The sequence below is a fragment of the Dehalococcoidia bacterium genome, from assembly GCA_003597995.1.
GTDB lineage: Bacteria > Chloroflexota > Dehalococcoidia > Dehalococcoidales > UBA1222 > SURF-27.
Genome location: QZJY01000014.1, coordinates 1 through 22,910 on the forward strand (window position 1 = coordinate 1; position 22,910 = coordinate 22,910).

A 22,910-nucleotide genomic window follows, 5' to 3' on the forward strand; every position below is an offset into this window, starting at 1 on the left:
AGCCAAGTACAAAAGGTACAAAGGGATGCCTGTACTGCCTATACCGTGTACAGATATGATGTTACCCTCAGGCTCTTGAATGACGGCGCGGAGAACGTGTCGGGTTGGCTCAAGATGCTCCTTGTGGATACCACAAAGGAGGAGGGGCACAATATCATAGATACCCAATATGTACAGGTGGATGTCCCGGCCCAGACGGTAGTGAACAACGCCTATAAAGTGGTATTCGGTAGCGGTCTGGACCAGCCGGGCCGCACCGAGGTGCGCGCTGAGGTAGTTGTGGGTAATGTGCCGGATTCCACTTGCAATGGTACAGGGAGAATCGCGCTGAATACATGGCCTTTTGTTAATGGGCTCAAGGCTCATTTTATCGAAACAGTGCGGACGACGGAGCTGTACACTCCGCCTCCAGCCATTGATTGGGAGAAGTATGTTTTTTTTAATCAATAAGTGGACTTTGACTCAGGCGATGACAAAATTAATTGTCTCTCTACTGGTAGTTATGCTGGTCATTAGCCTATCAGGATGCGCCGGAACGAGTTTTGTTGCTCCCCAGCCTTTGATGATTAGACCATCTCCAATCATCGTAGAGATGAAGCCGGTGTATGACGAGTACATATCCAATACGGCGGCAGCCGATGCCAAATATTACGGGCGACGACTTCAATTCACTAGTTTAACTGTGGATAAGGTACTGCGCACTGGCGGGAGAGCACCCTCCGTCAACGACAACTTCATGGTGGGCGATTTCAAGTTCATCCTCAGGTACCCCTCGGACGTGGAGAAAATGTCCGAAGGGACACTAGTCGATGTGGTCGGCGAGTGCCGTGGAATGATGTTCGGCTATATACTCATAGTTGACTGTTGGATCAAGGTTATTGGCGGTGTTGTGACACCCTGGATGGGTTATTAGCCAGGGAGACTCGCGTCAACTACTCGTAGCGCAGGGCTTCAACCGGATTTTTCCTGGCCGCACGCAGGGCCGGTACTACCCCAAAGACTATGCCTGCTCCCATGGATATACCCAGAGCCAGAGCTATAGACTGGGGAGTGACCTGAGCCGGAATCCCCAGTCTTAACTCTATTATAAAAGCCGCCCCGAATGACAAGACCAGCCCAACCAGACCACCCAAGAAACCCAGAGTGACTGATTCAACCAGAAACTGGGACAGAATGTTACCATCGGTGGCACCAACCGCCTTGCGTATGCCGATTTCCTTTGTCCTTTCAGCCACAGCCACCAGCATGATATTCATAATGCCTATGCCTCCGACTAGAAGCGATATAGCAGCGATGCCTGCAACGGCAGCGGTTCTGTCAACGGCACTCCCGGAATGGAAAACGTATCTGTCCTGGAGGCGAATAGCCAGGAAATCAAAGTCCAGCGCGATTCATGCGGTATCTATACCGTTTTCAGATACGATGTATCAGTGAGCTTGCTAAATGAGGGGGTGGAAGAAGCCTCTGGCTGGTTGAAAATGACTCTTATCGACACCTCCAAAGAGGAGGGACAGGGAGCGCTGGATACACAATACGTCAAAGTAGATGTTCCAGCGGGCTCGGTAAGCGGCAATACCTACACCGTTATTTTCGGCAGCGGCCTGGACCGTTGGGGTGCCACTACCGTGAAAGCAGAAACTGTAATCGGGAATGTTCCGTGTGCCGCGTGTAACGGAAGTGGCAAAATACCTCTCAACCTTTTACCTTTCATCAGCAGCTTAAAATCTTATTTGAACGAACGAAGTCAGGAAATATCCCCCTACAATCCCCCTGTGTACGTTGACTGGGACCACTATGGCTTTTCCAACCAATAAAGAGGATATGATAACCAAAGAATATTTGTATTGTGCGACATATTCGGTTTGCCTTTTGTTGATTTAAACACGTGATTTCTGCTCCAAAGCGAGTGTTCTGAGCTAGGATTGGCCAGCATTCGTCTTATCATTTGCCAGCCGGTTAAGTTCCTCTCTGTCTTTCAGCATGCTGCCCCACCAGAAGTAAAGCGCTAAAAGGAACACAATCACCAGCCCCATGCCCATCCATACAGCAGGCCAGAACCACGAGGCCGGTATTTGCGGATACCTCATCACCAGGTACAGCATGAATGCCGCCATGAGAACAAACACGAATACCAGCAGGATGATAATGAGGAACGTCCAGAGCGCCGTCTCCGCGATGTCGAGAACGGCGGCCAGAAACCTGCTGGATTTCGATGTCATAGCGCTGATATTTCTTTCCTCGGTTAATGTATAAAAATCATTTCCCTCTCCCCTTGTGGGAGAGGATTAAGGTGAGGGGTAGTTAAAGAGGTCAGTTTGAGAGACTTCATTCGATAAGAATCTCCCTTAATCCCTCTTTTCCAAAGAGGGACAATAAAAATTCTCTTCCCCTTGGAAAGAGTTTGCCGTGAGTCTGCCTCAGGCAGATAAATGTTTGAGAGGGGTAATATTCCCCATCCCGTCTCTCCCCTTGGAAAGGGGAGATTAAGAGGGATTCTTTCCGATTGATTACCAAATATTGCACATCAGGGTCGATACGAAAAGCATTTACAGGCTCTTGACCCACTCCACGGCATTCTTGTAGATGGCCGAACCCAGGCTGCTCTCTTTAGCTTCTCCGCGCGTCCAGCGGGGATGCTGGCTCGCCCGGATATGGTCTTCGGGGTGCGGCATGAGCCCGAATATGCGCCCGGTGGCGTCCGTAATGCCGGCGATGTCTTTCATTGAGCCGTTGGGGTTGTGGGGATAGCCTGAATGCTTTCTCCCCTCGGCATCGGTGTAATAGAGCGCCACGTCCAGGCTGTCTATCACCTCGGGGGCGGCCACCAGCTTGCCCTCGCCGTGGGCCACCGGCACGTAGATAGTCTGGATGCCCTTGGTGAAGACGCATTTGCTCTTGGGATTAGCCGTCAGGTAAACCCAGCGGCACTCGAAGCGCCCGGAGTCGTTGTTGGCGAGCGTGACAGTCTGCCCTTTGGACATGGGCCCCGGCAGTATGCCCGCTTTTACCAGTGTCTGGAAGCCGTTGCATACGCCCAGCACCAGCCCGCTGCGCTCGATGAAAGGCTCTATCTCCGCTCTCAGTTTGAGGTTGAGCTCGCTCGCCAGCACCCTGCCTGCGCCCAGGTCGTCGCCGTAAGCAAACCCGCCGGGGAAGACTACAACCTGGTAGTCGGCAAAGCGGAAAGCTGATGCGGCCACCTGGTTGATGGTGGCAAGTTGCGTCAGGGCTCCCGCCTGCTGGAAGGCCGCCGCTGTTTCCTCGTCGCGGTTGGTGCCGGGTGCGCGCAGTATCAAAACGTTTACATTGCTCATATGTTCAGATTCTTTGGGGTTTTGGTTTCCCATCCCCTTAATCCCCTTCCCTCAGGGAAGGGGAAATTATTTAAGAGGGTGGACGCTGCGGTGTCCCCCTCTTGCAGGATCTTCCCCTGAAGAAAAAGGGTGACCGGGTTTGACCTTATTATTTTCTCAAACATTACTTTTAAATCTTTTTATACTTCTCTCCCTTGACGGGAGAGACAAGAGTGAGGGTGAAAGTTTTGAAAACCACTCACATCATGTCTATTTAACTGAGTTTACCAGCGCAGGGGTTTCTGCCATGACTCTTTGAGCGTTTTTATCGGGAGCGAGATGACCAGTTTACCCTTGAGTCCCTTGACTTTGAGTGTATTACCGGGCGTCACCTTGCCGATAAGGGCGAAAGAGTTGCCGCGCAGCGTATTCTCGAACTCCTCCTGGTTGCCGGGTTCTACCTCAACCAGAAAACGCGAGTTGGACTCGGAGAAAAGTAAAACGTCGTCGCGCTCGATGTCCTCGCCAGTCGGAATTTTCCCTAGCGAGACCTCCGCCCCCAGGTTTCCGGCGAAGGCCATCTCGGCCAGCGCCACCCCCAGCCCTCCCTCCGACAGGTCGTGGCATGATTTGACCAGGCTCATCGAGGTTGCCAGGCTCAGGCTGTCCATCAGCTTGCGCGAGGTTTCGGGCCTGACCTGGGGAGAATTGTTTCCCACATAGCCTAGCCGCGAGTAATACTCGGAGCCGCCGAGCTCAGCGAAAGTTTGGCCGACGAGATACAGGAGGTTCCCCGCTTGTTTTAAGTCCATGGAGATGGCTTTAGACGAATCCTCCATTACGGCCATAGCCGAGATGAGCAGCGTGTGCGGGATGGAGATGCGCTTGCCCTCATGCTCGAACTCGTTGTTCAGGCTGTCCTTGCCCGAAATGAAAGGCGTTTTATAAGCCAGTGACATGTCATAGCAAGCCTGAGACGCTTTCACCAGCGCCCCCAGGCTCTGTTTGTCCCGGACGCTGCCCCAGCAGAAATTATCCAGCAGCGCCGCCTGTTTCAGGCTGCCGCCCACGGCGATGATTTGTCTAAGAGCTTCATCTATGGCGGAGGCAGCCATCCAGTAGGGGTTGACGTCGCCGTAGCGCGTGTTGATGCCGTTGGAAATAATCAGCCCGCGGCTGGACGTTGCCACCGGTTTAATGATGGCGGCATCGCCCGGTCCGTCCTCGGCTTCCCCGACGAGGGGCTTGAGCACGCTGGCGCCCTGCACCTCGTGGTCGTACTGGCGGATGACCCATTCCTTGCTGCACACGTTCCATGCCCCCAGTATCTTGAGCAGCGTGTCGTTATAATCGCCGGAAGGCGCGAGTTCCGGTTCGGGATGTATAGGCCGGGTCCATTCGGCAGCCAGCGACATTTGCGGCCTGCCGCCGTGCAGGAACTCCATTTGAAGGTCGCAGACGGTGTGCTCTTTATAATACAGGGTTAATTTCTTGTCGTCGGTGAACTCGCCGATGACGGTAGCTTCCGCCCCTTCCGCGGCGAATATCTCCAGCAGCTCTTCAACATTGGCCGGAGGCACGGCCAGCAGCATGCGCTCCTGCGACTCAGATATCCATATCTCGGAGTACGACAGTCCGGCATATTTGAGCGGCACTTTATCGAGGTAGACCTTGACGCCCGTCTCTTCGCCCATCTCGCCCACGGCGGAAGACAGTCCCCCGCCGCCGCAATCGGTGATGCGCGAGAAGAGCTTTTTGTCTCTGGCTTTTAAGAGGCCGTCGAGCACCTTCTTCTCCACGATGGCGTTGCCTATCTGCACCGAGGTAAACGAGAGCTCGGTCGAATCGCGCGTCAGCTGTTCCGAGGCGAAGGTGACGCCGTGTATGCCGTCGCGCCCGGTGCGCCCGCCCGCCAGCACCACCTTATCTCCTGGCTTTTGTTTGCCCTGCTGCGACATGTCCTTGGGCATGATGCCCACCGTGCCGCAGAAGACCAGCGGGTTGGCGGTGTAACGCTCGTCGAACAGGATAGCCCCATTAAGCGTGGGGATGCCCAGGCGGTTGCCGTAATCGGCTACCCCCGCCCTTACTCCCTTGAAGACCCGTCTGGGATGCAGCACGCCCGGAGGCAGGCGGTTGAAATCGAAATCCGGCGGGCCGAAGCAGAAGACGTCGGTGTTGGCGATGGGTTTGGCTCCCAGCCCTGTCCCCATGACGTCGCGCACCACCCCGCCCACGCCGGTGGCCGCCCCGCCGTAAGGCTCGATGGCGGAGGGGTGGTTGTGCGTCTCCACCTTGAAGCAGACGGCCCAGTCGCCGTCGAAGTCGATAACGCCGGCGTTGTCCCGGAAAACGGAGAGGCACCACGGCGGCGAAAGCTCCTTGGTGGCTTTCATGACCGTCGCTTTGAGCAGGTTGTCGATGCTCTGCCCCTCGAAATCGAAGCGCGCCTTGAAGGTCTTGTGCACGCAGTGCTCGCTCCAGGTCTGCCCCAGCGTTTCCAGCTCCGCATCGGTAGGGTTGCGCTCAAGCTTGTTGTAATACTCTTTGACCGCCGCAATTTCCGGGGTGTTGAGGCTGTAGTCGCGCCCTATCTGCGAGAGCTGTTCCGAGGTCGCTCCGAGCAGGTCGATATGCCTCAGCTTGAAAACATACTTCGGGCTTTCGGGGAAGGCTTTAGGCGTTTCCTTAACTACATGCTGGATGATGGGGTTGACCAGCAGCCGGGCTTTTATCATGTCCAGCTCGCTTGAGTTGAGAATACCCTGTATGCGGTAGCGCTGGGCCGTCTTGGCGGCGCGGATGGTGGTTATGCTCATGTTGGAGAGCGCCTGCATCAGCGTTTCTTCCACCGGGTCGGTGACGCCGGGGTTATAGGTTACGGTGATGTTGTGAATCTCGGCAGTGTCGGCGTTCTGGAGGGGCGAGTCCGCCTGAGGCGGATACTCCTGCGTGATGGGGTCGACCAGCAGCTCGCGGGTGATGCGTTCCAGTTCTTTAGGCGTGAGCGAGCCGTCCAGCCAGTAGAAATCGCTGACGGTTACGTAGATGTCTTTCTTATGGATGCCCAGGTCGTGGATGCCACGCACTATACCGGCACCGCGCGGGTCGGGCTGTCCCTGCTTCAGGCATACTTCGATGCTATAAATCAAGCGGTACTCCAGTTGTCATTGCGAGCGACTGAAAGGAGCGCAGCAATCGCATTGGTTGACTGACTAACATTGTTATTGAAGTGGGCATGGGTCATAATTCCGAGATTGCCGCGTCGTCCCGATAAAAATATTTGATTTGTGATAGATGTATCGGGACTCCTCGCAATGACGATCCGGTTACCAGCCCCTGCCTGCCAGAAGCTCCTGCGGCGGTATCTTGGAGATTTCCAGGCCCTTCATGGCATCGCCCAGGTCTCTGGACACCTCGGCAATGACGGAGGCGTCCTTGTAGTGCGTGGTGGCCTTGACGATGGCCTTGGCCATGGCGGAAGGATTGGATGATTTGAAGATGCCGGAGCCCACGAAGACGCCCTCGGCCCCCAGATACATCATGAGGGCGGCGTCGGACGGCGTGGCGATGCCTCCGGCGGCGAAATTGACCACCGGCAGCTTGCCGGAATTGTGTACTTCGATAACCAGGTCGAGCGGCGCTTGAATCTCCTTGGCGAAGGCGGGCAGTTCGTCCTGGGGTAAAGCGGATAACTTGCGGATGTCGTCCATGACGGTGCGCATGTGGCGCACGGCCTCCACGACGTTGCCGGTGCCGGCCTCGCCCTTGGTGCGTATCATGGCGGCGCCCTCGCCGATGCGGCGCAGGGCCTCGCCCAGGTTGCGGCAGCCGCACACGAACGGCACTTTAAAATCGTGCTTCCACACGTGGTGAGCCTCGTCGGCGGGGGTGAGCACCTCGCTCTCGTCGATATAGTCCACGCCGATGGCCTCCAGCACGCGGGCCTCCACGAAATGCCCGATGCGGCACTTGGCCATGACGGGAATGGTGACGCATTTCATGATGTTCTCGATGATAGTAAGGTCGGCCATGCGGGCCACCCCGCCGGCGGCGCGGATGTCGGAAGGCACGCGCTCCAGAGCCATGACGGAGCAGGCTCCGGCATCCTCGGCTATCTTGGCCTGCTCGGCGTTGATAACGTCCATGATGACGCCGCCCTTGAGCATCTGGGCCAGGCCGGTTTTAAGTTTCCAGGTACCAGTTTCCTGCATAGTTTTATATCTCCTGAGACCTATAATCTAGCACAAATTCGGGAGATTGTGAAATAAAAAGCGGAATATCCATGCTGGAGGGCATAAAGGATGGCCGAAGCATCTGGAGGGGAGGAATCCGCTGATTTCCTCTCCCATCGCGGAAGAGGTTAGGTAAGGGTGTATTCCCCCAATCAGTCTCTCCCTTTGGAAAGGGGAGATTAAGCCTGCACTGAGCCCCATCAGTCGGGCGAATGTGAGGGATTCTTTCTGCTATGCTACTCACAATTGCATAAAAAGACTCCCGTTGCTAGGAAGCCCGATATAAATATTGAACTTATCGCCTATACGCAGAGGGCTTGCGACATATCGCCACGCTCCCTATAATGTCCGCATGATTCCGCAAGAAGCTCCTCAAACAGCAGCACTGGACTACCGCGTAAGAAGCGGGGCGGACCAGTTCTACTGGATCGCCGGCCTCGGCGTGGCCAACTCTATCCTGTATGCCATCAACGCCGTTCTATTTTTCCCTATGGGTCTGGCGGTGACGCAACTGCTGACTGCCATAAGCAGGAGTCAGACGCTCGAGATGCGCGCGGTCAGCGGCCTGGCGGTGCTGGTATTCCTGGGGATATTCTTACTATCGGGCTACTACGCCAGAAAAGGCGAGCTGTGGGCTTTCATCCTGGGCGGGGCGGTCTATCTCTTCGATGCGGTGCTGCTGATAATCCTGGGTGACTGGTTTGCGGCGGCCATCCACGGCTTTTTCCTGTATTACATCATCCGCGGGATTATCTTTCTCAAGAAGTCGGAATAGACTTATCGCGGGAATTCTCTCGCGGAGCTTTTATTAAAAAGCCCCTTTTGCTATACTTTCACTTGACGCCAGCGTAGCTCAGTTGGTAGAGCAGCTGTTTCGTAAACAGCAGGTCTCGAGTTCGAGTCTCGACGCTGGCTCCAACTGCCTAAACCCGTTTAACATTGCGTTTTTCCTCAGCGAGCAAGTTAGCAATCCCTATCTCAATAACTTCGTGAAATAGCTCAATACGCTTTGCCAATTTAGCCCTGCTACTTGTCTTATGTCTTTCATTTAAACCACGCCTTTTAACCAATTCTTGGAATTTTTCAATGTCTTCAGGTAGCAGGACTGGATTGTGCAATAAAACCTCGTGGCATTCGTAACAAAAAACCTCTGATTTTCCTTCAATCTGCCAAGGGTCTTTCTTAAATATACCTTCTCTCTGTTCACCTGGATTATTCTTTGAACGACCATAGAAACGCTCAGCGATGTAGTGATGTTTTGTAGCATGTGAACGACCTTTAAGCGTGGGTTGGGCGTATACGTTAGGGAGATGGTTGACTAAGCACCCACAGATAGCGCATCTATCATCCATAACAATTAACCTCTTCACGCAATTAGCTTAACTCATGCTTATGTTTTATTTTAGGATAATCGCAAGCAGTCCTGTTGCTGCGCCTATTATTCCAGTTATTACCGCACCAACAGAAACCCAATCTAAAATAATCTTGCGCCTTGCAGCCTCTTCCTCTCTAATAGTTGAGCGAACTTTAGCTATTCCAGCTTCTGTCAAGTAAGACCTGCTATTTACTTTTTCCCACATCCCACCCTCCCCGCTATCAGGCATAGGCAGTAATAAACTTCTTGCCTTTCTTATGAGCTGTTCTGTTACGAAGAACATGATTTCAGTTTCTAGTTCGTAACGTTTTTCTGCGAATTCATGAATAAGCTTTTCCTTTTCATCTTTTGATGTATTCTTGCTTTCCGCTTTTCCAATTGCAATTTTATAATCTCTTGAATTACTTTCAATTTGACGATTTAGCCTTCGCAGTTCAAACATTTATCTACTCCTTTTAGAGCTTTATCTAATTTTAAGCGTCTCGTGCTCGCAAGTAAATACGCTTTTTTCTGAGAGCTAACGATTTAGGTGCAAAATATAAAATTGCGCACTTTAGGCTTGAAGAGGGCTGACCGATTTGGAACCCCAAATTGTATGAAAACGTGGCGTCCAGAGGAGTGCAGACCCCTCTGGACATCTAAGGCGGACCCTGCAAGGAGAAGGGGTAAGGTGATGAGGTTACTATCACCTCGCCTTGGTCTGAAGGCTCTATGATATAATCAAAGCGAAAACTCTTTAGCATTTCCCATCGATAGGAGATAAAAATATGAGCCGCTTTGCCGATAAACTCAAAACCGCCCTCCAGGTAGCCCCGCCCTCCATGGGCTTTTTCCGTAGCGCTCAAGCTTGCGCCAAGCCCAAAATGCTGCTGGTGGCATGGGCGAGTCTGGAAGACCTGGAGAAATCCACGGCGATGCTCGAAGGTGCCGACGCCGCCGTCCTGCTATCCGCTAAAATTCCTCCCGCCAGGACGCTCAAAGCTCTGGTCAAGTCGCTGGGCGAAATGCCGTGGGGACTGTGGGCGGAGGATGCACAGAACCTCAAAGCCCTCGACAGCGCGGGCGTGGACTTCGCCGTCTTCGCGCCGGAAAAGATGCCGCTGGCTGCCGCCGGGGAAGAAAAACCGGGCCGCGTCGTGGGCATCCCATTCGACCTGGAAGACAGCCTGGCGCGCGCCGTGAGCGAGCTTCCGGTCGATGCCGTGATAATCAACTCACCCGGCACTGCCCCGCTCACCTTTCAGGACCTGATGCGTTTCCGCCGCCTGGGTGACTGGATAAGTAAACCCCTGCTGGCGGTCGTTCCCGCCCCCCTCACCGAAGGCGAAATCAAGGCACTGTGGGACGCGGGCATCGATGCGCTGGTCGTCTCGCTCACAGCCGAAAATCAGGCAGGGTTTAAGGCACTGCGCGCGACGCTCGACGGGCTCACTCTTACGGCCAAGCGCAAGTGGATGAAGGCGCGAGCCATCGTGCCCGTCATAAAACAGGAAGAAGCCGCCCATGAGCACGAGCCGGATGAGGGCGGCGACGACGAGTAGAGTCTCCGCTCTCTAAATACTATGGGCATACAGATAGACGCTGACGTCCCCAACTGTTCCGAATGCGGCGCGCTCTCCCACGACAGGCTGACCTGCCAGGAGCGGCTGCATGGCATCCTGGCACTGGAGCAGAGAGACACTGAACTTCAAGCCCTGCACTTTCTGACTGTTGCAGCCTACAACATACAGCACCCGGCCCAGTTTACGGATGATGCTCTCACCGGACTACGGGAGTCTTTTATCGAATATCTGAGTGGTAAAATCACCACGGAGGAGATAAGACATCGGACGAATCTGGTGTTTAACGGCCCGAAGAGAGTGACGAAACCCGCCCTCGAACGTACTCCCATCCTGCGCTGCTGGGAGATGACCACCGCCGATGTCTTTTTGCCCTTCCAGCCACAGGGCACGGCTGAGCGCGTCAAGAAATGGGCGGAGAGCATTAAAAACGAACTTTAGTTCCTCCCCTCCTGTCATTGTCGGACTTGATCCGACAATCCAGAGTTCCCCCAGTGCCTGGGAGGTAAGCCATCCCCTGTCCAGTCTCTCCCTTTGGAAAAGGGAGATTAAGAGGGATTCTTGTTGATTGACCACGAACGATTGCACGCAAAATACCCCTCACTCTTATCTCTCCCCCAAGGGGCGAGAGGATCTTTACTGTCTCCTCTCTCTTGAGGGGAGAGGATTAAGGTGAGGGTGGCCGTAATCCCCTATCCAGTCTCTCTCCTTGAAAAGGAGAGATTAAGAGAGATTCTTATTGACTTCCCACAATCGATTGCATGCAAGCTACCCCTCACTCTTATCTCTCCCCCAAGGGGCGAGAGGATCTTTAGGCAGGGAGATGAGGTTCGCATTTCCAACAAAAAAGCCCCTCGTTAGAGGGGCTTTTTTAATATATCCGATTGTCTGGCCTAGCAGGTTGGCTTGGTCATCTGCCAGTATTTTCCCTCGGTGACGATGGCCGGGGCGATGACTATCTCGGCCTTGTGGAACTCGGCCACGTTGGCCGCCCCGCAGACGCCCATCGAAGTCCGCAGCGCTCCTACCAGGTTCTGGCTGCCGTGGGTGAGCGAGGTGGGGCCGAACAGTATCTGCTCCAGCGTGCCGTTGGTGCCAACCTTGATGCGCGTGCCGCGCGGCAGCGAGGCGTGGGGGTTGGCCATGCCCCAGTGGTAGCCCAGCCCGGGCGAGCCCTCGGCCTGGGCGAATATCGAGCCTATCATGACGGCATCGGCCCCGGCTGCCATGGCCTTGCACACGTCGCCGCCCTTGCGGAAACCTCCGTCGGTGATAATGGGAACATATCTCTTGGATTCTTTGAAGTAGTCGTCGCGCGCCTGTGCGCAGTCCATGGTGGCGGTAATCTGCGGCACTCCTATGCCCAGCACCTCGCGTGACGTACAGGCAGCCCCGGGCCCGACTCCCACCAGTATGGCGGCGATGCCGGTGCGCATGAGTCCGATGCAGGCGCTGTAACTTACGCAGTTGCCCACCACCACGGGGATGGGCACGCTCTTGCACAGCTCTTCGAAAACCAGCCCGTGGGTGCTCTTGGAAATATGCTTGGCGCTGGTGACGGTGGAGGCCACCACCAGTATATCGGCGCCGGCGTCCACGATGGTCTTGACGTAGCGCTTGGTATTGGCCGGGGTGATAGCCACGGCGCACACCGCGCCGCCCTGTTTGATGGCCTTTATGCGGACGGTGATAAGCTCCTCGCGGATGGGCTGGGCGTAGGTCTTCTGCATGAGGGCGGTGACTTCTGTCTCTGAGGCTTTAGCGATTTGGGATAGTATTTCCGAAGGGTTGTCATAACGCGTCTGGACGCCTTCCAGGTTGAGGACGGCTAGTCCTCCCAGCTTGCCCATGTGCACGGCGAAGGCCGGGTCGGTGACGCCGTCCATGGCGGAGGCGATTATAGGTATCTCGAACTTATGCTTGCCGATCTTGTAGCTGATGTCGGTCTGGTCCGGGTTGATGGTCACATCTCCGGGGACGATAGCGACCTCATCGAAGCCGTAAGCGTGGCGCAGTTCGCGGAATTTGGGTTTTGCCATAGAGGATGTCCTCCCTTAAAGAAAAAGCATATCAAAAGGGCAGGCTTCCGTCAAGGAAAAGGCATCGTATTCGAGGGTGGGGGCGAGGGTTTCAGATAGCCAAGAGGCGTAGGCCGCTTGCACCTTTGCAATACTACAATATCACCTTTGTTTAGGGAGCACTAGACTTAGCTTTGTTCCTCTATTCTTTGCCGGCGCCTTAAAGGATGATAGTAGTACTGGCATATTTGGTGGCTAAAAAAGGAGAACAGGTCGTTCTGGTTAAAGTTTAGATGGTATGCTTTTACGATTAAAACGAAAATGGCGGTGGATTCACGCGTTCAACTTTGTAGTTACTCTTACTTTGCTTGGTCTTCTTCTGTAAGGGTGATAGTTTGGCTTTTCCAGTTTTAACCTCTATATGAGTAGTGCGTGTGACTCTGCCAGTAATTAGGTTTCTTTCCCGAACAGTAAAGTCCTTGCCTTTAGGCGCTCTTTCTACTTCTTCAACTCGTAACGTATGGCGTAATTTTACTATGTCCTCGCCAGCTTTACCTTTTTTACGGTTTCTACTGAGAGTGTCAACCTTGTTTTGACGCTTAGATTTTGGTTTGTCCCCCCATAAGTCTGCCATTATTTAGAACACCCCTTTTTTCCCCTTCACCCATGTGCTCTGAAATTCCTTTTCCTCTTTAGCAGCTTTTTTTTCGGCATCAGACTTTGTTGGGGTTACCCTTAAGCCTACCTTGCCTGATTTGTAGTGGACTGTTCCTATGGTAGCAGTACCTTTCTTTTTCTCACCTATTCTTATTTTTGCCATTTGGATACTCTCCTCAATGAAATCTATTTGTTAATTATACCATACGCGGTCAACAAAAAAACGGGTGTAGGGGCGGGTCTCAGACCTACCCTTTTATTATGTGGGTAATCCGCTCTCCCTTTAAAAAAGGGAGACTGTCCTGACATGGCGGGACTGAGAGGGATTTTCTCCAGCACCCCGCGTATGTAGGGCACAGCATGCTGTGCCCACCAGGAGGACCATAGAGTAGGGGCGATTGGCCAATCGCCCTGTGCCGTCTATCCCCGCCCCGTCTCTCCCCTTGGAAAGGGGAGACGAAGAGGGATTCTTTGGATAACCTGCCAGCGATTGCATTCTCGATGCCTAATTAGAACATGACAAATCCCCGTATCTTTTCCGCCCCTCCCGTGCTAATATCAGCATGGAGCAGTCCTTTAACAACCAGCTATTCCACTCTCCCTTTCGCAAAAGGGAGACCTGCCGTGAGGTCACTCACGGCGGAGAGGGATTTTCCCCTCAAGTGTTCTCCTATCCATCTTGCAACCCTTTAACAAATAACTAGGGGCGTTTATTTGGTCCTCATTTGTTCCGCTCCGTGCGTAAGAATATGGGAACCAATGCCCCGGACGCCGCTTTTGACCCGGAATTTCATGCGTGGGCTCGAAAACGAATCTTCCAGATCGAATGCCCCCATGCGTGTTGCCTTAAAAACGATTCAAAGCTAAATGAGAAACCAATCGTCGTTTCAACGGTTCGACTCCCACGCCTGCGTCATGCCTGAAGCGGAGTCAATCGTTTCCTTAAAATAGGCGCTTCCCCGAAACAAAAACGAATGACATGCCTTCTGCCTTACGCTATAATATATTGACATAATGCCTACGCTCTACGTTGTGGCCACGCCCATCGGCAACCTGGAAGACATGACCTTCCGCGCCGTGCGCATCCTCAAAGAGGTCTCCCTGATAGCTTCGGAGGACACCCGCACCACCGCCCATCTCCTCTCGCGCTACGAGATAAAGACCCCCCTCACCAGCTACTTCGAGCATAACAAGAAGGCTAAGCTGGATTACCTCCTCTCGAAGCTGGCCGAAGGCGATGTCGCTCTCGTCTCCGAGGCGGGCATGCCGGCCATCTCCGACCCCGGCTACGAGCTGGTTGTCGCGGCGCAGCAGCGAGGTATCCTCGTCGTGCCTGTTCCGGGGGCTTCCGCCTTCATCTCGGCGCTGGCTGTCTCAGGGTTGCCCACCGACGCCTGCCATTACCTCGGCTTCCTGCCGCGCAAGGCGGGCGACCGCAAACGGCTGCTGGAGTCCGTGACGTCGGAACGCGTGACGCTGGTGGCCTACGAAGCCCCCCATCGCCTGAATGAGGCATTACATGATATACTGTCTGTGTTGGGCAACCGCCGTATCGCCGTCTGCCGCGAGCTGACCAAGCTGCACGAAGAGGTCTTTCGCGGCACGGTGCAAGAGGCGATTGACCATTTTATAGAGCCCCGTGGAGAACTGACGCTCATCATAGAGGGACGGACTGGGGAGCCCGAAAGCGCCGAACCGGAGAAGGTAATCGCGAGGCTCCGCGAGATTCGGGAGTCGGGCGCGTCGGCGAAAGAGGCGACCGAGCAGGTGTCGCGCGAAACTGGGGTTTCACGCCGCTCACTTTACCGCGAGTGGCTCAAGTTAAAATAGCAAATAGAATCAGGAGTTCAGGATATGAGAAGAGGTTGTCTTTCGGTCGGTACAGTCAACTGCGACATTTGCAAGCACAAAATCCCCTATCCCGACCGCTACGTCATGGTAGACGAGGATGCCAAGGGCAATGAGGTTGAGAAGGGCGGCAAGAGCGTGCGTTACTGCATAGAATGTGCCCAGAAGAAGGGCTATGTCCACTATAAAGAGATAAAGGGTGAGATGATGCTCACCTTCCTGCGCGAGAGCGAAGTTCCCCCGTCCACCGCAACCCCGGCCCCCGCCCCGGTTGAAGAGGCTAAAGAGACCAAAGAGGTCAAAGAGACCATAGAAACCAAAGAGCCCAAAGTGGCCAAAGCGGCCAAAGAACCCAAGGCGGCTAAAGAGAGCAAAGCAACCAAAGATAGCAAAGTGACCAAAGATAGCAAAGTGACCAAAGTGACCAAAGTGACCAAAGGGCCTAAAGAGAAAGGCTAAAGCTCGTTCGAGACACGGGTATGTTTGAGAGGGGCGCGTGCCCCTCTCTTGTTTGGGATTGGTTATTGAGATTGGCGTCCAGAGCATCCGCCTCAGGCGGATATAAAGTGTGCAGATACTTGGAAAACGCAATCGTGACAGGAGAAGATCCTGCAAGAGGATGGGGGTAAGCTCTGCCTTAATCTAGCCTATTTGGCCGATTTGTGCTAAATTACATCTTGTTTTGGATTGAAATATGAGTGAACGCATCTTAGTCGCCGTGGCCTGGCCTTACGCCAACAGCCGTTTGCACCTGGGGCATGTTGCCGGAGCGTACTTGCCGGCGGACATTTTTGCCCGCTATCACCGCGTCAAGGGCGATGAGGTCATCATGGTCTCCGGCTCCGACCAGCACGGCACGCCGGTAACCATTCGCGCTGAAGCCGAGGGCAAGACCCCCGCCGAAGTGGCCGAGAACTACCACAAGCTCTTTTTAGAGGATTTCGAGAGGCTGGGCATCTCCTGGGACCTGTTTACCACCACGCGCACCGCCAATCACAAGCAAGTGTCGCAGGATATTTTCCTCAGGCTGCTGGAAAAAGGCTACATCTACAAGCAGACTGTCTCGCAGCCCTGGTGTGAAAAATGCCAGCGCTTTTTACCAGACCGCTATGTCGAGGGCGCCTGCCCGCTGTGCAAATCGCCTAATGCGCGCGGCGATCAGTGTGAGCAATGCGGCAAGCCCATGAACCCGGCCGATCTGGTGGACGCGCGCTGCCGCACCTGCGGCACTTCTCCCTCCTATAGGGAATCGGAGCATTTCTTCCTCAAGCTGAGCGCTCTCGAGCAGCCGCTCCTCGCCTGGGTCAAAGACCAGACGCACTGGCGCACCAACGTGCTCAACTTCACCACGCGCTACCTCGAAGAAGGCCTGCATGACCGTGCCATCACGCGCGACATCGACTGGGGCATACCGCTGCCGCTGCCCGGCTATCCCGGTAAGCGCATCTACGTGTGGTTCGAGGCCGTCATCGGCTACCTCTCGGCCAGCAAGGAATGGGCGCAGAGGTCGGGCGACAAAGAGGCCTGGCGCAAATTCTGGGAGGGCGGCGCGCGCGGCTATTACTTTATTGGCAAGGACAATATCCCTTTCCACACCATCGTCTGGCCGGCTATGCTGATGGGCTACGGCGGCCTCAATCTGCCGTATGACGTCCCGGCCAACGAGTTCCTCACTATCGAGTCGCAGAAGTTCTCCAAGAGCCGCAATCTGGCGGTCTGGGTGTCGGACTATTTTGAGCGTTATGACGCCGACCCCTTGCGCTATCTTCTCTCCGCCAACATGCCGGAAACCTCGGATACCGATTTCTCCTGGCGCGAGTTCGTCAGGCGCAACAACGACGAGCTGGTGGCCACCTACGGCAATCTGGTGCAGCGCGTGCTCACCTTCACCTATACGCGTTTCGACGGCGTGGTACCCACTCCGGGCGCTCTCGATGAGGCGAGCCGTGCTCTGCTGGACAAGGCGCAGGATACCATCGATGTTACCGACAAGCATCTCTACCGCTGCCATTTCAGGGATGCCATCCGCGCTGCCATGACGCTGGCGCAGGAGGCCAACCGCTACCTGGACGAGAAAGCTCCCTGGAAGGCCATCAAAACGGATAAAGAGGCGGCGGCTACCTCTCTCTATGTAGCTATCGCGGTCATCACCGCGCTTAAAACGCTGATGTATCCCTTCATCCCGTTCAGTTCCCAGAAGCTACATGGCTATCTCGGTTTGGCAGGTAAAGTTGAGGACTGCGGCTGGTGTCTAGTCATGCCGGAGCCGGGCACGAAGCTCAACCCGCCGCAGGTGCTTTTCACCAAGCTCGACGACGCTGTCATCGAGGAAGAGACGCGCCGCATGGGGCTGGGTGCGGGCTAGAAATACACTTCTACCGTCTGATTGTAAAAAACGGGGCTTGTCTGTAAGAAAACACCTTTACCAGTTTCTCTCCTTGGAAAGGAGAGATTAAGAGGGATTCTTATAGATGGTACAATCACGATTGCTCATGAAGGAAATAACTTGGAACTGAAAGAGGCTTACTCTCTGGTGCAGCCGGGGCTGAACGGCGTAGAGGCGGATTTCAAAAACCTCATCGACAGCCAGCGGCAGTTCCCTGAGATGCAGAAAATGCTCAAGCAGGTGCTGGTGGGCGGCAAGGTGGTGCGCCCCACACTGACGCTGCTCTGTGGCAGTTTCTATAACTGCAACCTCGCTTTGCTGCAGCCGATGGCCACCGCCACCGAGCTGATGCATATTGCCACGCTGGTGCACGACGACGCCATCGATTCCGCCGATACGAGGCGCGGGAACGCCACTATCAATTCCATCTGGGGGGTGGACCTGGCCATACTTGTCGGCGATTTCCTGTTCGCCCGCGCCGGCGAGATGTCCGCCAGGACGGGCAGCCTCCGCGTGGTGACGCTCTTTTCGCAGACGCTGGGCATCATTGCGCGCGGCGAGGTGAAGCAGGCGCTTTCGGCTTTCAGGCTGGACCAGACCTTTGAACAATACATCGAGCGCGTGGCCGCCAAGACGGCGGCGCTTTTCACTCTGGCCACCGAGAGCGGGGCGGTGCTGAGCGGCGCGCCTGAGACGTCTGTGCAAATACTCCACGATTACGGATATAATCTGGGTATAGCTTTCCAGATAGTGGATGACATACTCGACTTCGTGGGCAGCGAAAAAGAGGTGGGCAAACCGGTGGGGGCTGACCTGGCGCAGGGCACGGTGACGCTGCCGGCCTACAAGCTGCTGCAACGCTATCCCAAAGACAATCCACTGCTCAAAATAGCCCAAAAAGAAAACCTGGCTGAGAATATTAAGAAGGTCATCGAGATGATACGCGCATCGGATATCATCGACGAGTGCTACAAGCTGGCGGGTGATTACTGCAAGCTGGCCTGCCGCGACCTGGACAAACTCTCCGACAAGCCTGCCCGCGCGGCACTGGTGGCGCTGGCGGACTACGTGGTCAAACGCAGGAAATAATATTGGTTGTTGAAAGACCGCCACAGGCATATGCGGCAATTGCGATTCTTCGCCCAGATTGCTTTGGGACTCAGAATGACACCGGCAATAAAGAAAGAGGAGGCTCAAGCCTCCTCTTTCTTTTGTATTAAAGTGCGGTTCAGTCTTGCGCGTTATAGACCGTGCCGTCGGCGTAAGTCTCTTTCTTGGTAGTAGGCAGCTTGGCCTTGAACTCATCCACGGCGAAGGCGCAGGCGGCCAAGCCTTCGCCCCGGTGTCCCACTCCGATGGCCACCGTCAGGTTGATGTCGTTCACATTCAGCACCCCCACGCGGTGATAGATAGCCATGGCATTCAGCGGCCAGCGTCTCATAGCCTCTTCGACGATGGATTTCAGTCCCTGTTCAGCGGTCCCATGAGGATCGCTGTACTCTACCGAGCGCACCGCTTTACCGTGCGAGTTGTCCCTTATGAGGCCGACGTATGTCACCACGCAGCCGCTGTCGCTGGTCCTCACCAGGTTGACCACGGCCTCCGGCGATATGGGCTCGCGCACGATGCGTGCAAACACTTTTTGCGTCATTTACAATTCTACGAGGGGAAGGGCGACTGTTTCGGTCGCGGCAATATGCCGGGTATTTTGCCCGGAGCTTTGCTCTTCGTCTTGGCTTTCGGTTTCTCCTCAATAGAAGCAGATGGAGTCTGTATTATCGCTTTTTCAGCAGGAGGCTGGACATCCGAAGGGGGCGTGTTGAACACGGCATCCAGGTCGGGACCTTCCAGAGTCTCCTTCTCCAGCAATGCCTTTGCTAATTGCACCAGCTTGGCTTTATTTTCACTAAGCACCTTCAGCGCCATCTCATGGGCTTCCTTGATGATGCGGTTGACCTCATCGTCTATTTGGTTGGCCACTTTATCGCCATAATCGCGTTGCTCGGTGATCTCGCGTCCGAGAAAAACCATTTCCTCTTTCTGCCCGAAAGTGCGCGGGCCGAGCAGGTCGCTCATGCCGTAGTTAGTAACCATGCGGCGCGCCAGGTCGGTGGCCTCTTTGATATCCTGCGAGGCTCCGGTCGACATTTCGTTGAATATGAGTTCTTCTGCGGCTCTCCCGCCTAGATCCATGGCAAGCACTTCCTCGATGTAGGAGCGCAGGTGGTACAGTTTATCTTCAACAAGGGGCTTGGTAAAACCGCCCGCCATACCCCGCGGGATGATGGTTACTTTTCTGATAGGTTCGAGGCTCTTCAACAGGTGTCCTACGAGAGCATGTCCGGCCTCGTGATAAGCCGTGATTTCCTTGTCTTTGGCGGTCATGCGGCGGCTCTTGCGCTCGGGGCCCATGAGCACGCGGTCGATGCTCTCCTCCAGCTCGGGCATCTCGATGATCTTCTTGTTACGGCGCGCCGCCAGGATAGCGGACTCGTTCACCAGGTTGGAGAGGTCGGCGCCTGAGAATCCGGCGGTGAGTTTGGCGATGACCTCCAGGTCGACCTCTGGAGCGATAGGCTTGCCCTTGGTGTGCACTTTGAGGATGGCTGTGCGGCCGATGATGTCAGGCCTGTCCAGCATCACGCGGCGGTCGAAACGGCCGGGGCGCAGCAGCGCCGGGTCAAGGATATCCGGACGGTTGGTGGCCGCCATCACAATGACGCTGACATTGGTGTCAAAGCCGTCCATCTCGACGAGTATCTGGTTAAGCGTCTGCTCGCGCTCGTCATGGCCGCCGCCCAGCCCGGCGCCGCGCTGGCGGCCTACGGCATCGATTTCATCGATGAAGATAATGCAGGGAGCATTGCGTTTGGCCTGGTCGAAGAGGTCGCGCACGCGCGATGCTCCAACCCCGACGAACATCTCGACGAACTCAGAGCCGCTGATGGAAAAGAAAGGCACGCCGGCCTCGCCGGCTACGGCTCGCGCCAGCAGTGTCTTGCCTGTTCCGGGCGGGCCGATGAGCAGCACGCCCTTGGGTATGCGCGCGCCCAGCGCCTGGAACTTCTCGCGTGATTTGAGGAATTCCACTACCTCGCGCAAGTCCTGTTTGGCTTCTTCGACTCCGGCAACGTCCTCAAAGGTCACTGTCGGTTTGTCCGAGCTGAAGAGCCTGGCGCGTGAACGCCCGAAGCTCATAGCCTGGTTGTTAGCGCCTCTGGCCTGGTTGAATATGAATAAGAAGAATATGCCTACGAAGAGCAGCGGCAGAACAGTGACCAGTATGCTGCCCCAGTCGACTCCGGCAGGGGGTTTCACATCCACGCTTACATCTGTGAGGTCGAGGCCGGTGATGTCATAGATGTTGGCGCCGCTTTCCTTTGTGGTGACATATTTTGTACCATCAATGCCGGTGATGTTGATGGTGTCGACGCTTACCTCGATAGACTTAATCTCGCCCTTTTGCGACATGGTTACCATCTGGGAAATGGGTATCGTTTCAGGCTGGGTTTCCGTGCCGGGCAATACGATGGTAAAAAAGGTTATAGCAGCCAGTATGATAATGGCATATATGATTATGCTGCGTTTCCAGTTAATTTTCATGGAAAAAGCTCCTACCTTGTGCTCATATCAGTATAACACAAAACAGGCTTATAGGCAGAAAGTCCCTGCAGCCTGCATGGTTGATGGCGTTTGCTTTGTTTTATCTTATAACCTAATATACTCTCAAATCGGAAAGGCGGGTATGACCCCGGTCACTAGTTGAGCCTATGGGTAACGTGGAATTTTTAAGCGGCTTTCCCCTTGTATTATTCCTGGTGGGGCTGGGCTTTCTAGCCGGGAGTTATGGCACTCTGGTGGGCATCGGCGGGGCGGTAGTCCTCACCCCCGTGCTGCTGCTGTTGTATCCCCAGGCTAAACCGGAAGTTCTCACCAGCATTACCATGGGGATAGTCTTTCTCAATTCTCTCTCCGGCACGATAGCCTACGCTCGCCAGCGCCGTATAGACTACCGCAATGGCATCCTCTTTGCCTTGGCGACCGTGCCTGGAACCATCCTCGGAGTCTGGACGTTACAATTCATGGCACAGCGGTTATTTGAGGTCATTTTCGGAGCAATGCTACTGGTTTTTTCAGGTATCATCTGGATGAGGCCGCATATCGAGCTCATCCAGGGTGCAGGCGAGAAGCAAGGCCACCAACGCGTGGTGCTTACCGACCGCAAGGGTGAGACGTTCACCTATACGTGCAACCGTTCCCTGGGTATCATCCTCAGTTTTGGCGTGGGTTTCATCGCCGGGTTGCTGGGTATCGGAGGCGGAATCATCCACGTCCCCATGCTTATCTATGTCTTGTGTTTCCCGACGCATATTGCCACCGCCACCTCGCACTTCATCCTGGTTTTCACAGGCCTTGCAGGAACGCTCACCCACGCTGCGTCCGGTACCTACGCCCAGAGCTGGCAGATACTGCTGTGGATAGCGCTCGGTGTAATACCTGGAGCGCAGTTGGGAGCCTGGCTCTCACCCAGAATCAAGGGTTTGATATTGATACGCCTGCTGGTGCTGGCGCTGGTGCTGGCCGGTGTGCGCTTGGTATTCATGGGCATCCGGGGCTGACGCGTTACACCTTCTGGTAGCTCTCTTTCAGTAGCAGGGCGTCCTCTTCACGGTTGGGGCTTTCACAGATGACCGTCCCGCCGGCGCCGTGGTCTTTCAGTGCCCTCAGGAGGTCTTCGTATCTCAGGTCTGAGGAGCGTATCGGCAGGTGTTTCTTCTCTCCGCCTTTGCCGTATTCGATGCCGGAGATGTGGATGTGCATGTCCCCCAGCGCTTCCTCTCCCAGGCTTTTCTTCAAATCCCTCAGCAAGCCGCTGAATTCCTCGTAAGAGTTGTTGTTGCCGGCACGGGCGTGCCAGTGGGCGAAATCGATGCAGGGTGCCACCCTCGGCAGCTCGCTGGTGAGCCTTACTATCTCATCTATGGTTCCGAACTGAGTGGGCTTGCCGGCGCTCTCGGGCCGCAGGGTGATGGAATTGTCGTCGGCATCCAGCTTTTCTAACACCTCCCCAATAGCTGTTTTAACAGTCTCATATACCTTCTCAGGCGGGTCGCCGAGATAAAAACCGGCGTGAAACACGATGCTTTTTGCCCCGCAGATGTTGGCTATTTTGGCGGCCTTGTGCAGCATACCCTGGCTGGAATGCAGCTTGGGACGCTCGTGGGCGTTGAAGTTGAGGTAGTAAGGCCCGTGCACGGAGAGCTTTATTTTATTGTTAAGGGCTATCCCGGCCATGGCCTTCGCGTGGGCTTCGTCGAGATAAACGCCCTGTACGAATTCAATCTCCATGCAGTCCAGGCCGAGGGCGGCCACACGCCGGATGCCTTCGCCAGTTTCTTGCGGCCAGGTGCTGAGGGGGATGCCGGCGGTGCCGAAAAGCAGGTTTGCCATCAACAGAGTATAGCAGTTGAATCAGCATCGAGGCTAGTTGATGTCGCGACGCTCTTGTTTACCGATGGAGGCGAGTAAATCTCGCAGG

Annotated in this window: 22 protein-coding genes, 1 tRNA gene and 1 pseudogene; 11 read left to right on the forward strand and 13 right to left on the reverse strand. The window is 55.0% G+C overall.

Annotated elements, in window-relative coordinates; genetic code table 11:
• Positions 1-349: 349 nt before the first annotated feature.
• Positions 350-913: a hypothetical protein gene (locus tag C4542_01795; GenBank protein ID RJO62809.1), complete on the forward strand. Its 564-nt coding sequence runs from the start codon at positions 350-352 to the stop codon at positions 911-913.
• Positions 914-932: 19 nt separating this feature from the next.
• On the opposite strand, the gene C4542_01800 is transcribed toward C4542_01795, so the two are convergent.
• Entirely contained in the window at positions 933-1,256 is a 324-nt protein-coding gene (locus tag C4542_01800; protein RJO62810.1) for an FtsX-like permease family protein, read from the reverse strand.
• Positions 1,257-1,334: 78 nt separating this feature from the next.
• Between C4542_01800 and C4542_01805 the strand changes: the two genes are divergently transcribed.
• Complete coding sequence (locus tag C4542_01805; protein RJO62811.1) at positions 1,335-1,814, forward strand: hypothetical protein; 480 nt, start codon at positions 1,335-1,337, stop codon at positions 1,812-1,814.
• Between the two features lie 102 nt (positions 1,815-1,916).
• On the opposite strand, the gene C4542_01810 is transcribed toward C4542_01805, so the two are convergent.
• From C4542_01810 to pdxS, 4 genes are all read right to left on the reverse strand, one after another.
• Entirely contained in the window at positions 1,917-2,219 is a 303-nt protein-coding gene (locus C4542_01810; GenBank protein RJO62812.1) for a hypothetical protein, read from the reverse strand.
• A 327-nt stretch (positions 2,220-2,546) separates the two neighbouring features.
• Positions 2,547-3,314, reverse strand: a complete 768-nt coding sequence (purQ, locus tag C4542_01815; GenBank protein RJO62813.1) for a phosphoribosylformylglycinamidine synthase I — start codon at positions 3,312-3,314, stop codon at positions 2,547-2,549.
• A 263-nt stretch (positions 3,315-3,577) separates the two neighbouring features.
• Entirely contained in the window at positions 3,578-6,442 is a 2,865-nt protein-coding gene (purL, locus tag C4542_01820; GenBank protein ID RJO62847.1) for a phosphoribosylformylglycinamidine synthase subunit PurL, read from the reverse strand.
• A gap of 180 nt (positions 6,443-6,622) precedes the next feature.
• Positions 6,623-7,507, reverse strand: coding sequence for a pyridoxal 5'-phosphate synthase lyase subunit PdxS (gene pdxS / locus C4542_01825; protein RJO62814.1), 885 nt, complete (start codon positions 7,505-7,507; stop codon positions 6,623-6,625).
• Between the two features lie 373 nt (positions 7,508-7,880).
• On the opposite strand from pdxS, the gene C4542_01830 reads away from it, so the two are divergent.
• Positions 7,881-8,303 (forward strand): hypothetical protein, encoded by a 423-nt coding sequence (locus C4542_01830; protein ID RJO62815.1) that lies wholly within the window; start codon positions 7,881-7,883, stop codon positions 8,301-8,303.
• 67 nt (positions 8,304-8,370) lie between these two features.
• A tRNA-Thr gene (locus C4542_01835) sits at positions 8,371-8,446 on the forward strand.
• Between the two features lie 5 nt (positions 8,447-8,451).
• Here C4542_01835 and C4542_01840 read toward each other — a convergent pair.
• Both C4542_01840 and C4542_01845 read right to left on the reverse strand, forming a co-directional pair.
• Complete coding sequence (locus C4542_01840) at positions 8,452-8,880, reverse strand: hypothetical protein (GenBank protein RJO62816.1); 429 nt, start codon at positions 8,878-8,880, stop codon at positions 8,452-8,454.
• Between the two features lie 45 nt (positions 8,881-8,925).
• Positions 8,926-9,345 carry a hypothetical protein gene (locus C4542_01845; protein ID RJO62817.1) on the reverse strand — a complete coding sequence of 140 codons (420 nt, stop codon included), beginning with the start codon at positions 9,343-9,345 and terminating at the stop codon, positions 8,926-8,928.
• A gap of 325 nt (positions 9,346-9,670) precedes the next feature.
• Between C4542_01845 and C4542_01850 the strand changes: the two genes are divergently transcribed.
• Together C4542_01850 and C4542_01855 are read left to right on the forward strand one after the other, a co-directional pair.
• Positions 9,671-10,444 (forward strand): hypothetical protein, encoded by a 774-nt coding sequence (locus C4542_01850; protein RJO62818.1) that lies wholly within the window; start codon positions 9,671-9,673, stop codon positions 10,442-10,444.
• A 21-nt stretch (positions 10,445-10,465) separates the two neighbouring features.
• Positions 10,466-10,903, forward strand: a complete 438-nt coding sequence (locus C4542_01855; protein RJO62819.1) for a hypothetical protein — start codon at positions 10,466-10,468, stop codon at positions 10,901-10,903.
• 452 nt (positions 10,904-11,355) lie between these two features.
• Here C4542_01855 and C4542_01860 read toward each other — a convergent pair whose 3' ends face one another.
• The 3 genes from C4542_01860 to C4542_01870 form a co-directional block, all read right to left on the reverse strand.
• Positions 11,356-12,501, reverse strand: coding sequence for a GuaB3 family IMP dehydrogenase-related protein (locus tag C4542_01860; GenBank protein RJO62820.1), 1,146 nt, complete (start codon positions 12,499-12,501; stop codon positions 11,356-11,358).
• A gap of 289 nt (positions 12,502-12,790) precedes the next feature.
• Positions 12,791-13,114, reverse strand: a complete 324-nt coding sequence (locus C4542_01865; GenBank protein ID RJO62821.1) for a hypothetical protein — start codon at positions 13,112-13,114, stop codon at positions 12,791-12,793.
• A 3-nt stretch (positions 13,115-13,117) separates the two neighbouring features.
• Complete coding sequence (locus C4542_01870; protein RJO62822.1) at positions 13,118-13,300, reverse strand: hypothetical protein; 183 nt, start codon at positions 13,298-13,300, stop codon at positions 13,118-13,120.
• 851 nt (positions 13,301-14,151) lie between these two features.
• Here C4542_01870 and rsmI point away from each other — a divergent pair.
• From rsmI to C4542_01890, 4 genes and pseudogenes are all read left to right on the forward strand, one after another.
• Positions 14,152-14,967 (forward strand): 16S rRNA (cytidine(1402)-2'-O)-methyltransferase, encoded by an 816-nt coding sequence (gene rsmI, locus C4542_01875; protein ID RJO62823.1) that lies wholly within the window; start codon positions 14,152-14,154, stop codon positions 14,965-14,967.
• Positions 14,968-14,991: 24 nt separating this feature from the next.
• Positions 14,992-15,207 (forward strand): annotated as a pseudogene (locus C4542_01880) (hypothetical protein).
• A gap of 472 nt (positions 15,208-15,679) precedes the next feature.
• Positions 15,680-17,350 (forward strand): methionine--tRNA ligase, encoded by a 1,671-nt coding sequence (locus C4542_01885; protein RJO62824.1) that lies wholly within the window; start codon positions 15,680-15,682, stop codon positions 17,348-17,350.
• Between the two features lie 141 nt (positions 17,351-17,491).
• Complete coding sequence (locus C4542_01890; GenBank protein RJO62825.1) at positions 17,492-18,460, forward strand: polyprenyl synthetase family protein; 969 nt, start codon at positions 17,492-17,494, stop codon at positions 18,458-18,460.
• 139 nt (positions 18,461-18,599) lie between these two features.
• On the opposite strand, the gene C4542_01895 is transcribed toward C4542_01890, so the two are convergent.
• The gene (locus tag C4542_01895; protein ID RJO62826.1) at positions 18,600-19,022 is read right to left on the reverse strand and encodes a molybdenum cofactor biosynthesis protein MoaE; all 423 of its coding nucleotides are present in this window, start codon (positions 19,020-19,022) and stop codon (positions 18,600-18,602) included.
• Between the two features lie 8 nt (positions 19,023-19,030).
• The gene (gene hflB, locus C4542_01900) at positions 19,031-20,974 is read right to left on the reverse strand and encodes an ATP-dependent zinc metalloprotease FtsH (GenBank protein RJO62827.1); all 1,944 of its coding nucleotides are present in this window, start codon (positions 20,972-20,974) and stop codon (positions 19,031-19,033) included.
• A 167-nt stretch (positions 20,975-21,141) separates the two neighbouring features.
• Between hflB and C4542_01905 the strand changes: the two genes are divergently transcribed.
• Positions 21,142-21,990, forward strand: coding sequence for a sulfite exporter TauE/SafE family protein (locus C4542_01905; protein ID RJO62828.1), 849 nt, complete (start codon positions 21,142-21,144; stop codon positions 21,988-21,990).
• Positions 21,991-21,994: 4 nt separating this feature from the next.
• Here C4542_01905 and C4542_01910 read toward each other — a convergent pair whose 3' ends face one another.
• Entirely contained in the window at positions 21,995-22,822 is an 828-nt protein-coding gene (locus C4542_01910; GenBank protein ID RJO62829.1) for a hypothetical protein, read from the reverse strand.
• Between the last annotated feature and the right edge of the window lie 88 nt (positions 22,823-22,910).

Coding starts and splice junctions, on each gene's coding strand:
- C4542_01800 (RJO62810.1), bottom strand. CDS start 1,256: ATGAATATCATGCTGGTGGCTGTGGCTGAAAGGACAAAGGAAATCGGC.
- C4542_01905 (RJO62828.1), top strand. CDS start 21,142: ATGGGTAACGTGGAATTTTTAAGCGGCTTTCCCCTTGTATTATTCCTG.
- C4542_01855 (RJO62819.1), top strand. CDS start 10,466: ATGGGCATACAGATAGACGCTGACGTCCCCAACTGTTCCGAATGCGGC.
- C4542_01795 (RJO62809.1), top strand. CDS start 350: ATGGGCTCAAGGCTCATTTTATCGAAACAGTGCGGACGACGGAGCTGT.
- pdxS (RJO62814.1), bottom strand. CDS start 7,507: ATGCAGGAAACTGGTACCTGGAAACTTAAAACCGGCCTGGCCCAGATG.
- C4542_01870 (RJO62822.1), bottom strand. CDS start 13,300: ATGGCAAAAATAAGAATAGGTGAGAAAAAGAAAGGTACTGCTACCATA.
- C4542_01910 (RJO62829.1), bottom strand. CDS start 22,822: ATGGCAAACCTGCTTTTCGGCACCGCCGGCATCCCCCTCAGCACCTGG.
- purQ (RJO62813.1), bottom strand. CDS start 3,314: ATGAGCAATGTAAACGTTTTGATACTGCGCGCACCCGGCACCAACCGC.
- C4542_01895 (RJO62826.1), bottom strand. CDS start 19,022: ATGACGCAAAAAGTGTTTGCACGCATCGTGCGCGAGCCCATATCGCCG.
- C4542_01810 (RJO62812.1), bottom strand. CDS start 2,219: ATGACATCGAAATCCAGCAGGTTTCTGGCCGCCGTTCTCGACATCGCG.
- C4542_01845 (RJO62817.1), bottom strand. CDS start 9,345: ATGTTTGAACTGCGAAGGCTAAATCGTCAAATTGAAAGTAATTCAAGA.
- hflB (RJO62827.1), bottom strand. CDS start 20,974: ATGAAAATTAACTGGAAACGCAGCATAATCATATATGCCATTATCATA.
- C4542_01860 (RJO62820.1), bottom strand. CDS start 12,501: ATGGCAAAACCCAAATTCCGCGAACTGCGCCACGCTTACGGCTTCGAT.
- C4542_01840 (RJO62816.1), bottom strand. CDS start 8,880: ATGGATGATAGATGCGCTATCTGTGGGTGCTTAGTCAACCATCTCCCT.
- C4542_01850 (RJO62818.1), top strand. CDS start 9,671: ATGAGCCGCTTTGCCGATAAACTCAAAACCGCCCTCCAGGTAGCCCCG.
- C4542_01865 (RJO62821.1), bottom strand. CDS start 13,114: ATGGCAGACTTATGGGGGGACAAACCAAAATCTAAGCGTCAAAACAAG.
- C4542_01830 (RJO62815.1), top strand. CDS start 7,881: ATGATTCCGCAAGAAGCTCCTCAAACAGCAGCACTGGACTACCGCGTA.
- rsmI (RJO62823.1), top strand. CDS start 14,152: ATGCCTACGCTCTACGTTGTGGCCACGCCCATCGGCAACCTGGAAGAC.
- C4542_01885 (RJO62824.1), top strand. CDS start 15,680: ATGAGTGAACGCATCTTAGTCGCCGTGGCCTGGCCTTACGCCAACAGC.
- C4542_01805 (RJO62811.1), top strand. CDS start 1,335: ATGGAAAACGTATCTGTCCTGGAGGCGAATAGCCAGGAAATCAAAGTC.